This is a genomic window from Chryseolinea sp. H1M3-3 (genome assembly GCF_029360725.1).
GTDB lineage: Bacteria > Bacteroidota > Bacteroidia > Cytophagales > Cyclobacteriaceae > Chryseolinea.
This window is the reverse complement of sequence record NZ_JARKMY010000010.1, coordinates 824,355-836,728: the sequence shown is the minus strand read 5'-3', so window position 1 is coordinate 836,728 and position 12,374 is coordinate 824,355. Positions and strand designations below refer to the sequence as shown.

The window sequence follows — 12,374 nt, the reverse complement described above, 5'->3', positions numbered from 1 at the left end:
ATTACTGTTGAGGAGGGTGCTAAAAATTTTAATTCACTTTAAAATCCAATTCCATGACACCTCGGTATTGGGGCTGATATTTTCTTACAGAGGTATTACAGTCGTCGGACACACTAATGGACGCAAGATCGGAAGCTTCGCCTACTGTGAAATTTATTCCATAATGAAGGCTGGCAGTGTATTCACCTTCTACGAGATTAAGTTTAACGATGGAACCAGTTATGCGAACGCGATTTTCGATATATTCAAATTGATTAGCATAGTTCCTCAAATCAAGAATGGCGACTCTGAATCCCCGCAACGTGTAAATAATAATGCAAAATTCGTTTATCACCGGTCTGTCGCCATCGTGCTCTAAAACAATGTCGAAAGGTATGGTTGCGTTTGACACAATTCTGTCCGACCCCAAATGAAATTCAATCAATCTTAATCCTGTCGTTAATTCTCTGGATACAGAAGCTTTCAGTTTGGTGTGCAGGTAGTGATTAATCACTTTGCCAGTGTCATCAGCCATGTGGATTTTTCCATCTTTAAGTAAGATGGTTTTCGGGCAAAGTTTTTCAACAGCAGCAAGGTCATGGCTTACGAAAAGAATTGTTCTTCCGCTTTTGCTCACGTCCTCCATTTTCCCGAGACATTTTTTTTGAAACTCAGCATCACCTACTGCCAGTACTTCATCAATCACCAATATTTCAGGTTCTAAAAATGCTGCTACCGAAAAGGCCAGACGCAGTTGCATTCCACTGGAATAATGTTTCAGAGGCGTATCTAGAAATTTTTCTACACCGGCGAAATCAATTATCTCATCAAATTTTGCTTCGATCTCTTTCCGTTTCATACCCAACAAAGAACCATTAAAAAATATGTTCTCACGCCCGGTCAATTCAGGATGAAAACCGGTTCCAACTTCAAGGAGGCTGGCCATTCTTCCGCGGGTAATTATTTTGCCTTTAGTCGGTGGCGTAATCTTGGAAAGTATTTTAAGCAGCGTAGATTTCCCAGCGCCGTTATGCCCAATAATAGCAATGGATTCCCCCGCCTGCACTTCAAACGATACATCATTGACTGCCCAAAAATCTTCAGCCTTACCGTTGCCAGGCTTGAATGCAGTTAGCATTCGCTCGCGTAAGCTCAGGTATCCACCACTAAGATGTTTTATCTTATATTTCTTTGCTAAATGATGTACTTCTAAAATTGGTTTCACCTTCAAATCGATTAAGCGAAGTCAGCAAAAAAATCTTCAGTCCTTTTGAAATATAGAAGTCCCGCAAAAAGGATGATTACACTGGATGCGAGACTCAAAAGTATAAACGTTGAATTTAGCTCAGCTCCCGTTAACGGATATCGGAAAAGTTCTATGGCTGCATACATAGGAGATAAAACAATAACATATTGCAGGACCGGATATTTTAACATGGACACCGGGTAGATCACGGGTGTTAGGAAAAACAGCACTTGCACCAAAAAAGGTATCACATAACGAAAGTCTCTATACTTTACGTTTAATGCTGCTAACAGTGTGCCTGGCCCAAGGGTTGCGGTAAGCGTAACCAATATGGCCAGTGGCCAGCTCCACAGTGCCGAAAAGGCAACAGGCTGCTGATAAAAAATTAGGATGGGAATAAATAGAACGAATGCCATCATAAAGTCAAACACTGCTACCAGAATAGAAGATACGGGAATAACGAGTCGTGGAAAGTAAATCTTCTTAATAATCTGAGCATTGTTGATCATGCTGTTAGCCGAGTTGGTTAGACCTGTGGAGAAGGTATTCCACAGCAACAATCCTGAAAAAACAAAAACAGGATACGGTAGATTTTGAGATGGCACATTCAGTGCCCGGCCAAAGAAGAAGGTAAAGATGACCATCATGAGCAGGGGTTGTAAAATTGCCCATAAGAATCCCAGCGCTGTTTGTTTATACTTGATTTTTATATCTCTCCAGGTGAAGAAATAAAAAAGCTCTTTGTAATGCCATATCTCCTGAAAATCGAATAGCCTTCGCTTGTCAGCATCGACAACGAATTCTTGCTGCTCTTGCGCTTGTGTAAGATTTGAAATCAAGAAATTATCTTTTTGGTTGTTTATTGCTAAGGTATCAGGAATTGATGACCACGCCAATTTGCCTGCAGTAGCCGAGAGTTATGAAATCAGTTAAAAAGTAAATTATTCATGTAAATTACTTTATGTCCAGACGAATATTGTTCCTTGTTCCTTATCCCTTACATGAATCGCCCTCTCAGCGATTCCGGTTTGAGCAATATTTCGACATCCTGAACGACCACGGATATGCCTATACGACGCAAAGTTTTTTGGATTCTTCGAACTGGAAGGTTTTTTTCAAGTCTGGTAGGCCGCTTACAAAAGTAAAAACCATTGTTGCCGGGTTTGCCAAAAGGATGATAGTTCTTGTTAAATCACCGATGTATGATTTTGTTTTTATTCATCGTGAAGTTACTCCATTAGGCCCGCCGGTTTTTGAATGGCTGTTGGCAAAAGTTTTCAGGAGAAAAATTATCTACGATTTTGACGACGCCATATGGCTTACTGACCGTCTCCATGAACCATGGATCTTAGGACTTGCCAAGTGGCGCAGTAAAGTGGCGTCAATCTCCCGGTGGGCTCATAAGGTTAGTTGCGGCAATGAATATTTATGCAACTATGCAGCCTTATACAATAAGAATGTAGTGTATAATCCAACTACCATTGACACCGTAAATCTTCATAACCCGGCATTATATAAAACAATTAACCGAGCGCCCGATACGATACGGATAGGCTGGACGGGATCCCATTCAACGTTGAAATATCTGAAGGAAATCGAAGTTGTTCTACAGCGAATTTTGCTGGATTATCCGGAAGCCGAATTTGTGGTTATCGCAGATCAGGCACCCTCACTCAAGGCCGTTCCGTCTTTTAAATTTGTCACCTGGAACAGTGAAACAGAGATTCAGGATCTGATGCAAATCGATATTGGGATCATGCCATTACCCGATGACCAATGGGCAAAAGGAAAATGTGGCTTCAAGGCACTTCAATATATGTCGCTGGGCAATCCGGCGGTAGCTTCACCGGTAGGGGTTAATTCAAGAATCATTAATCAGGGTGTCAATGGATTTCTTTGCAGTACACCTGATGAATGGGAAAATGCAATAAGAAGACTTATTGAGGATCCCGAACTCAGGAAAACCATGGGCGAAAATGGCAGGAGAACGATTTTGGAAAATTATTCTGTGCTTTCCAATACCGGTAATTTTTTATCCCTGTTTGAGTGATGCCATATTAAAATGAGGGCAACTACGAAGAAAGGAAGCAAGGGAATTTTATAACGAACTAACGTTCCAAAATTGAAAGTTGAAACGCCCACTGCAAAAGCAAAGGCTACTGAGAAGACTAATGCGAAGACAACATTTGGATTGGTAAGACCTTGAGGCAATCCAATGTTTTTCTTAAAAATAATGTACAGGCTTAATCCTAAAAGACAAGCACTTTCCAATGCTGACAGGAGCATAAATGGATTCTTAACCTCCCATAGATAAGGCCGGAAGAGCGAAACATTGACAGCCTGCGGCGCAAGCCTTACCATTGAACCAAACGTGCCATCCAACTCACCAAGAGAGTATCCTGAGCCAGCATCGCGACCAGTATAAAAGCCAATATCGTATGCGGTAATCTTGGCCGTCATGGCAACATTTTCAAGCGAGTATTTTGCATGATCTTCACCGGCCTTTAACATGGCAATGTATCCGAGGGCAATTGCACAACTAATCATGAAAGGAGCCAGCATAATTTTTAGCACTGGTGAGCGGATAGCGTCAAGGTTGGCAAGGAAAACCCACACAATCGCAGCTGGCAAAAAAGTTAGAATGATGTAAATTTTTATACTGTAAATGCCATAAAGCGCGAGTGCTAAGAGTAAAATATGGCGGATGCCAAATTTCTTTTTTATTAAAATCCGATACACCTGGTACGTTGCAATGCCGAGGCATCCCATGGTAACCGTGTCTTTTAACAGTCCAGATCCCCAGAAAAAAACCGAGGGAATAAAAAACGCAGCAATGGCCAGCCAGCGATGAAGTTGGGGATACTGCTCATAAAATGTTAAGAAAAACATCCACATGCCAATGAAACTGAATATGGCAAAGAGAATGGCTGTAGAAGAATAGGCCGAGAATGTAATCAGGTCAAAAATTGCGGCGATCTTTACAATGGCAAAGGATTGAGGGTCTGAAAAAAATATAATTTTTGAAGAGTATTTATAGATGTCTGTATAAGTTTTACCATCGTTAGTAAGGAGCCGGAGTCCTTTAATTGGTGAGTCAGTAAATGCTTCCCAAATATGTCTGCTTCCATGAGTGTGGTAATTAAATGTATCGCCGCCGCCATAATAAAATTGATAAATGATGCCAACGGCGAGCGCTCCTACAATTTTCACAAATAATGCCGGGATGAAATATTTACGTGTTATCTCATCCGTTACCCTCGGCCTTATAATATAGGCAACCGTAAAGATGATGATGATCAGAAGAGGTGTTACTATAATATCCCGAAGTTCCAATGCGATAATTACTTTTCAGGTGTACGAATAAACGACAGCTTATGCTTAAGTCTCAAAAATGGTGACTCGAAGTATCGATAACTCAGTTTGGCAATAATTACGGTAATCACCAAAGCAAAGGTGGTCTCTAAAATTAACACCTGCCAAAGATGATTGTTGAAATGAAGTATCTTGAAGGTGTTGGTAGTGACGAGTATTCCAATAAAATGCAGGCAGTATAGCCCATACGATATCGTGCCCAATTCAGACAACAATTTAAAATTGCCCATTTTAAACAATGAATTTTTCGCGTAGTTCTGTTCAAGGATAACCATCAAAAACACTACTGCAATTAGAATTCGCTCGGAAACGCGTATGAGATAATAAGACGATTGTAGCGTATCGCGAAATAAAAAAATCAGAACAACGGCAGCATATAATGCTACAATATAACCTTTGGCCATAGTTGCAATTTTTTTGTCGAGCGTCGTTGTATGGATCAGAAGCGCGCCGAGGCCGCCCACGGTCATATCCCCAATACACGAAAGAGTATGATACTCGTTGTACACAGAATTGTCAAAAATACCTCTGAAGACTAAGGTCAAAAAAATAATGACAAAAAAAACATATTTATAACTCTGGCTGGGGATCACAATGAGGAGCAAGGGCCAGACAAAATAAAATTGTTCTTCTATCGCGACGCTCCATAAAACGCCAAGCACCGATGCATCGGGCAGACCATTTTTTATAAGGTCAAAATTATTGAGGAATGTGAGATAAGAAAAGACATTTGCTGATTCACCGGATTCCTGACCTAATAAATTTTTCAGCACGGGAAATATTACAAATCCAAAAAATACGCAGGCAAAAAACAGCGGCCAGATCCTTAGGATTCTCCGTTTCCAGAAATTCAAAACATTGATCTTCCCGTAGAATTCCTTTTCCTTCAGCAGAAGGTAAGTGATTAAAAAACCACTTAGTACAAAAAAGAAATTGACACCCAGGTTCCCGTTCTTGAACAGAAACGATCTGACAAAGAGATAGGTGGAAGAACTTTTAATATGATCATATTCCGTATAGAAGCTGTGGAAAAGAAAGACCACCAGGAAACAAAAAAACCTGAGACCGTCGAGATTGGGAAAGAATACGGTGGGTTTCGGAAGAACTGGGGAAGATTGTAAATTAGGTTTGGTCATCTATCTCCAATTACTGTGCTGCACAAACCTTTTCCTGACGATTTATATTCGTAAATTTTTTTGAAAGGCCCCTGATTGATAAGTGAATGCACACGCAAGGCACTGTAATTGCTTTTGCCGGTTGAAACAAACGCCAGCAAACATGGTGTAACAATCTGATTGCAGACTTTCAAAGGGGATTATGAATTTCGAAGTAATTTCCCGCTTTAGATACTAACAAGCAACAATCGGATGGGGTGCTGTAAGTTTGTAGTAAAGATTACGTTTTTTAATCTCCCTTTTCCATTCTCCGGAGCCGTCTGCGGGCGTCTTTGAATGCTTCGTCCTTGCGATTTGACTTTTTCTTGACATCCTTAAACCAGCGTTTTGCTTCGGCTTTATTACCTTGGCGTTCGGCAATTTCTCCGAGTGCGATCATGGAATATAGATAGTATCCCGATTCAGTGGCGCCGATTTGTTCAGCATATTTCATACACAGCTGATAATAAGTTTTGGCATCGTCGAGTTTTTTTCGGGCTTCATATATCTGCCCCAGGAAGAATGCTGCGTACCTCCCGCTGGTTGCTTCGTAGCCTACTTGTCCGCTGTCAATCTTCATCAGTATGTTTTTGCAGGCAGGTTCCGCTTGCGTAAATCGTCCCATGGAATAGAGCATACGCGCGTAATAACGGTGAAAGTATGGGTTGTTAGGATAAGTGGTATGCAAATACTCGCTGATCTGAAATGCCCTCGGTTGATCGTTTTCATAACTATTCAAAATGCGCATCAACCAAACCATCGCTTCTGTGCGTGTATAAAAAGCGTTGTAAGAAACCTCCTTAAGCTGTTTCAAACCCAACGCCTTATCACCTTTTTTAAAAAACCACAATACAGGTTTTAGTGCGGGGTAATTCTCAGGTACCCATACCGAGAAATAATTGTACAATGCGTCGCCAAATAAAAGCTCCGGATTAAGTCCGTCCTTTTCTTTTCCGTATTTCAAATAGTCAAGTGCGCTGGTACCGACCGAGATTGCTTTGCGCCAGTTCTTCCGTTCTTCATCAGCATATAGTCTTCCTTTGAAAGCATACGCTGCTGCGAGAAAAAAGGCAGCTTCGGTTTTATAAGCAGGATGATTTTTATAAAGATTTTCTCCAACAAAGATGGTTGTATCCATGTAAGCGAAGAACGTATCATCGTGCGAAGTATCCTTTGTGTTCGGCATGATCTTCCACCATTCAATTAGTCCCATCAAAAAATAAGGAAGTGGGTGCCAGGGAAATTTGGCCTTTAAATAATTAAATTGGAGTTCAGCCCTCGGAAAATTAAAATCATATAGGTCGTTTAATGCTTGTGTACATTCCAATTGAACATGTAAATCCGAAATCAGTATGATGGTGGTATCCTTCTTGGTCGTAGCCTCTTTGACAATAGTTTGCGCTGAACCCGAAACAAACGTCAATAGAAAAATGATACTCAACAATAACTTAGCCCATGGTATGCATCTCACAGTTCCCTGCATCAACTTATTATTCCTATTTTTCACTAACGAATAATTCATCATGAATTAACTTTCCGGCGATAAACTCGTAAGCGTTACCTGAACGTCAAACCCAAACACACCTTTAACTTTCGCCCGTCAACAACACTTATGGAACACGAAACTAAATCATTCTTTGCTGCCGACAAAAGATTACTATTTATACTGCTTTGCCTTATTACGCTATTACTTCTTTACATCAAAATAACGTTGATTGAAAACGAAACTGCTGCTTTTGAGTTTTTGCAGGACCGGCCCGAGGGTATGATCCTTAGAGCCATAAGCGCTGTTAAGTTTCTGTCTATCCCGTTCGTTTACCTATGGAAGTTTACTGTAATTGCTTTTGTCATCTGGGTCGGATGTTTCATGTTTGGTTATCGTGTCACGTATACGCAATGTTGGGGAGTGGTAATAACGGCTGAGTACATTTTTTTAGTTCCGGAAATCTTGAAGATTTTATGGTTCATGACTGTCGAGACCGATCCTACATACAACGATATCAGTGCCTTTTACCCGCTTTCTTTAATTCATTTTGTCGATTTTGAAGCGCTTGACAAACGGTGGGCATACCCGTTAAGAGCTTTGAATGTTTTTGAAATTGTGTATTGGGTTCTTCTGGTTGAAGGCATTCACCATTACGCGCGAAAGGACAAGAAATATGTATGGATCATCGTCTCTTGTTCTTATATACTGATATTCTTTTTGTGGCTGATATTTTATTCGATCGTCTATAAATAGTGGTGTAAATCAGTTCGACGTGTTATAAAGTCGGAGTCATTTAAAGAATTCTTTTATGACATCACAAACGTACGCTATTTCGTCATCTTTCATGCCAGGCCATAGCGGTAGACTCAATGCTGTTTCTGTAATGGCCTCGGTAATGGGAAAATCGCCTTTTTTAAAGTTTAGTTCATAAAAGCTTTTTTGTAAATGTGGCGGTATCGGGTAATGGATCGCAGTCTCTATATGATGACTAGCCAGGTATTGGCGAAGCTCATTGCGTTTTTTGGTCCGAATAACAAAAAGATGATAAACATGATGGGCCAATGGGTGGGACGACGGAAGTTGTAGGTCGCCAACATCGTTTAGTTCTTTTAAATAAGTGGCCGCAAGCTTGATTCTCTCATCATTCCACGTTTGTAGGTAGGCCAGCTTGACATTTAAAACGGCGGCCTGCAATTCATCCAGTCTGGAATTCATTCCTTGCCCGGTTGCTATGTTTTTTGTGTCAAAACCGTAATTCCGATATCGGCGTGCAAATTCTGCGATATCATGATGCCGGGTGACCAGCGCACCGCCATCACCCAACGCCCCCAGGTTCTTCACAGGGTAAAAGCTCGTTGCGCTGCAATCTCCGAAGCTTCCGGTAATTTGATTTTCCCACATGGCGCCGTGTGCCTGCGCATTATCTTCAATCACCATGATTTCGCGATCATGTGCAACTTTTAACAAGGCGGTCATGTCACAAGACTGCCCATACAGGTGTACCGGAATTATCGCCTTGGTTTTTTTTGTAATAGCACCCCCGACTCGATCGATATTGAGGTTGAAAGTTGCGGGATTAGAATCAACGGGGACGACCCGCGCACCCGTTTTTATGACGGCAATCCATGTCGCCAAAAAGGTATGAGCCGGTACGATAACCTCATGCCCCGGTCCGATGTTACATGCTTTCAGTGCGATAAGAAGTGCATCCAGCCCGTTTCCCACCCCTATACAAAAAGGGACGTTCGAAAAGTCAGCAAATTTTTTCTCGAAAGACGCTAATTCATTTCCCAGCACAAACCAATTTCGGTCATATACATTCGTTATTGCCTCCAGAACTTCGTTTCGGATTTTGGCGTGCTGAGGTGCTAAGGATAGAAAGGGTATAGATTTCAATGTGATAAAGATAATGCGCTGAAAATACCAATCTAAATAAATGCACCCTGCATACAAGCAAAATTTCACTATTTTCGGCCCTGATTTAATGGGTTTAAGCTTCAGGACGCGAGATGAGGGATCTCAGACTTGATTGCCTGACTAAAACTGAAAGGTTAACAGATAACGATTCACGAATGAAATTTCAAAAGGTAAATAACATAACAGGCTGGGCAGTTTTTGCGGTTGCCTTAATTACGTACTGGATCAGCATGGAAGAGACGGCAAGCTATTGGGACTGCGGCGAATTTATTGCAGTTTCCTACAAGCTGGAAGTTCCACATCCACCAGGCGCCCCGTTGTTTCTAATGATTGGGCGATTGTTTTCCTTTTTAGCGTTTGGTGATGTTACGAAAGTAGCATACTGGATAAATTTTACCAGCGTGTTGGCAAGTTCCTTCGCCGTTCTTTTTCTGTTTTGGTCGATTGTATTGTTCGGCCGTAAGGTGATGAACATAACTGCTGATAAAGAGCTGACGGAAGAAAAAACCTGGCTGCTCATGGGGGCCGGTATTGTTGGGGCACTGGCCTTGACGTTCTCCGAATCGGCTTGGTTCTCTGCGGTTGAAGCGGAAGTGTATGGTATGTCGTCTTTCTTTACAGCCTTTGTGGTATGGGCCATGTTAAAATGGGAAGTAATAGAAGATGAGTCAGCCGCGAACCGTTGGTTGCTTTTGATTTTCTATATGATGGGTCTTTCCATTGGCGTCCATCTTTTGAATCTGGTCACCATCCCTGCATTAGCATTAATCTATTATTTTAAGAAATATAAAACACCTACAACCTGGGGGGTAGTCGCCACTTTATTGATCAGCTTGATGATTATATTTTTCATCAACGAATTGATAATACCTGGATTGCCCACGATGGCCAGTTACTTCGAACTGTATTTTGTAAACAGTCTTAATCTTCCGTTTGGGTCAGGGGTTATTGTATTTGGACTGTTGCTACTGGCTGTGCTTATCTGGGGAATTCTTTATTCTCAGAAAAACAAAAAAGTTGTACTCAATACTTTTCTTACCGCCACAGCATTCATTTTGATCGGCTATTCTTCTTATACCATGGTCGTGATCCGCTCATCGTATGATCCGCCCATCGACGAAAACGATCCTTCCGATGTCATGAGCTTCGTGAGTTATTTAAAAAGAGAGCAATACGGTAGCCGGCCACTATTATATGGGCCGTATTTTACCTCGCAGCCGGTTGACTATAAAGAAGGTGCTGCAACCTATAGAAAAGGAAAAGACAGCTATGAAGTAAAGGACCGTAAATTCGAATATGTTTATGCCCCCGGATCGCAAACAATTTTGCCGCGAATCTGGAGCAATGATCCCGATCACGCAGCAATTTACCGAGAGAATTTGGGTTTAGCGGAAGGAGAGAAGCCCACGTTCTCCGATAATATGCGGTTCATGTTTCAGCATCAGATCGGATGGATGTACGTGCGCTATTTCTTTTTCAATTTCGCGGGCAGGGAAAGCGATATTCAAAATGCCGACTGGCTAAGTCCGCTGGGCTGGTTCGAAAAGCTTCCTACGATACTGGCGGAAAATAAAGGACGGAATAATTTCTTTATGGTGCCGTTTATCCTAGGACTCATCGGCATGTTTTATCAATCCGTTAACAATACGAAAAACTTTGCTGTCATCGCCTTGCTATTTGTACTTACAGGGGTAGCGCTGGTAATATACCTGAACTCTCCGCCTACGGAGCCGCGCGAACGCGACTATATTTATGCGGGTTCTTATTATGCCTTTTGTTTTTGGATTGGCTTAGCAGTGATCGGGATGGCCGAATACTTCACAAAATTCACAAAGAATATAAAAACGTCGGCGATCATTGCGACCCTTATTGGATTAACGGCCCCGGTACTCATGGCGGTCGCCGGTTGGGACGATCATAACCGCTCTAACCGATTTTTCTCAGTCGACTCTGCTGTAAACTACCTCCAGTCCTGTGCTCAGAATGGCATATTGTTTACCGGTGGTGACAACGACACTTTCCCCTTGTGGTATGCACAGGAAGTGGAAGGAGTTCGCACCGATACCCGGGTAATAGTGTTGAGCTATTACAACACGGATTGGTATATACAGCAAAGCATGCGTCAACATTATAGCTCGGAACCGTTCCCCTATACGCTGACAGCGGAAAATTATAAACAAAGTGGTCTGAACGATTATCTGCCTTTTTATGATGCGGGCATTAAACAAATGGATCTGCATCGGTTCTTGCAGCTTGTAAAAGAAAATAACAAAAGTCTTTTGCATCCGAACTATGGCGGTGACCGAAACATGTTGCCCGCAAAGGAGATTGTGTTAAAGGTCGACGTCGAAAAGATAAGGAGCATGGGTATCGTTCCTGAAGGAATGGATAGCCTCATCGTTCCTGAGATGCGCTTGCGCGTTAGGACCGGAGGCTTGGAGAAAAAAGACCTGGCCATGCTCGATGTATTAGCCACCGCCAATTGGGAACGGCCGCTATATGTAAATGCTACTTCATTGGCACAATTCAGTGTAGATCTTAGCCGGTACGTTGTACAGGAAGGTAATGCATACCGTATTCTTCCAATTTATAATCCAAGGCCATTCAACCAAATGGAATTGGTGAACACCAAGGTGAGTTATAAGAACATGATGAAAAAATTCCAGTTCAGAAATACCGACGATCCAAAAGTTTACTACAATCAGGATTATCGTAATATGTTTCTGAATCACAGAAGCAGTTTCAATGCGCTCGCTGAGTTTTTAATTTTAGAAGGCGACACAGCAAAGGCGCGCGAAGTTGTTCTTTATAATCTAGCTAAAATGCCAGATCATTCAATTCCATTTGATTATACGAATGCCCAAACAGTAAGCTTGCTTTTTGAAGTGGGTGAAAAAGAAAAGGCTCTTGAGATTGCAAATGTTATGAGTGCGCGCTCAGATGAATTAGCAACTTATTATATTCAAAAGCGCGAGTATGGCAGGGAACTTCAATTAAATGTTGCTATTCTCGGAGAACTTCAACGCATTCTGTATCGTTACGGCGAATCTGATCTCGCAAAGAAAGTTGAAGACAATTGGGAAAAGCATTTCAGTGTGATTCAGGGCGGCGGAGCTCGCTAGCCGTTCTTATAAGAATTAGGTACTTTATTACCCCGGGGTGCTACCTGGGGTATTTTTTTGTCTTAGGGATAAACAACTTTCGTTTTATAAAACGTTTT

At 41.8% G+C, this 12,374-nt stretch carries 9 protein-coding genes; 3 read left to right on the top strand and 6 right to left on the bottom strand.

The window, feature by feature from the left end:
- Positions 1-28: 28 nt before the first annotated feature.
- Positions 29-1,204 carry an ABC transporter ATP-binding protein gene (locus P2W71_RS20385; RefSeq protein ID WP_276373174.1) on the bottom strand — a complete coding sequence of 392 codons (1,176 nt, stop codon included), beginning with the start codon at positions 1,202-1,204 and terminating at the stop codon, positions 29-31.
- 11 nt (positions 1,205-1,215) lie between these two features.
- Complete coding sequence (locus P2W71_RS20380; RefSeq protein ID WP_276373173.1) at positions 1,216-2,064, bottom strand: ABC transporter permease; 849 nt, start codon at positions 2,062-2,064, stop codon at positions 1,216-1,218.
- A gap of 122 nt (positions 2,065-2,186) precedes the next feature.
- Here P2W71_RS20380 and P2W71_RS20375 point away from each other — a divergent pair, with 122 nt between their 5' ends.
- Positions 2,187-3,275, top strand: coding sequence for a glycosyltransferase family 4 protein (locus P2W71_RS20375; RefSeq protein WP_276373172.1), 1,089 nt, complete (start codon positions 2,187-2,189; stop codon positions 3,273-3,275).
- On the opposite strand, the gene P2W71_RS20370 is transcribed toward P2W71_RS20375, so the two are convergent.
- The 3 genes from P2W71_RS20370 to P2W71_RS20360 all read right to left on the bottom strand — a co-directional run bounded on the left by P2W71_RS20370 (position 3,227) and on the right by P2W71_RS20360 (position 7,258).
- Positions 3,227-4,558: a hypothetical protein gene (locus tag P2W71_RS20370; RefSeq protein ID WP_276373171.1), complete on the bottom strand. Its 1,332-nt coding sequence runs from the start codon at positions 4,556-4,558 to the stop codon at positions 3,227-3,229. The genes P2W71_RS20375 and P2W71_RS20370 overlap by 49 nt on opposite strands.
- Before the next feature lie 8 nt (positions 4,559-4,566).
- The gene (locus P2W71_RS20365) at positions 4,567-5,733 is read right to left on the bottom strand and encodes an acyltransferase (protein WP_276373170.1); all 1,167 of its coding nucleotides are present in this window, start codon (positions 5,731-5,733) and stop codon (positions 4,567-4,569) included.
- 268 nt (positions 5,734-6,001) lie between these two features.
- Positions 6,002-7,258, bottom strand: a complete 1,257-nt coding sequence (locus P2W71_RS20360; RefSeq protein ID WP_276373169.1) for a tetratricopeptide repeat protein — start codon at positions 7,256-7,258, stop codon at positions 6,002-6,004.
- Positions 7,259-7,363: 105 nt separating this feature from the next.
- On the opposite strand from P2W71_RS20360, the gene P2W71_RS20355 reads away from it, so the two are divergent.
- Positions 7,364-7,990, top strand: coding sequence for a hypothetical protein (locus tag P2W71_RS20355; protein ID WP_276373168.1), 627 nt, complete (start codon positions 7,364-7,366; stop codon positions 7,988-7,990).
- A gap of 36 nt (positions 7,991-8,026) precedes the next feature.
- Here P2W71_RS20355 and P2W71_RS20350 read toward each other — a convergent pair whose 3' ends face one another.
- On the bottom strand, positions 8,027-9,133 hold the full coding sequence (locus P2W71_RS20350) for a DegT/DnrJ/EryC1/StrS family aminotransferase (protein WP_276373167.1): 1,107 nt from the start codon (positions 9,131-9,133) through the stop codon (positions 8,027-8,029).
- Positions 9,134-9,309: 176 nt separating this feature from the next.
- Between P2W71_RS20350 and P2W71_RS20345 the strand changes: the two genes are divergently transcribed.
- The gene (locus P2W71_RS20345) at positions 9,310-12,276 is read left to right on the top strand and encodes a DUF2723 domain-containing protein (protein ID WP_276373166.1); all 2,967 of its coding nucleotides are present in this window, start codon (positions 9,310-9,312) and stop codon (positions 12,274-12,276) included.
- Positions 12,277-12,374 lie beyond the last annotated feature (98 nt).

Excerpts from the sequence above, each read along its gene's own strand:
- P2W71_RS20375 (WP_276373172.1), top strand. The coding sequence starts at position 2,187 with ATGTCCAGACGAATATTGTTCCTTGTTCCTTATCCCTTACATGAATCG.
- P2W71_RS20365 (WP_276373170.1), bottom strand. The coding sequence starts at position 5,733 with ATGACCAAACCTAATTTACAATCTTCCCCAGTTCTTCCGAAACCCACC.
- P2W71_RS20355 (WP_276373168.1), top strand. The coding sequence starts at position 7,364 with ATGGAACACGAAACTAAATCATTCTTTGCTGCCGACAAAAGATTACTA.
- P2W71_RS20345 (WP_276373166.1), top strand. The coding sequence starts at position 9,310 with ATGAAATTTCAAAAGGTAAATAACATAACAGGCTGGGCAGTTTTTGCG.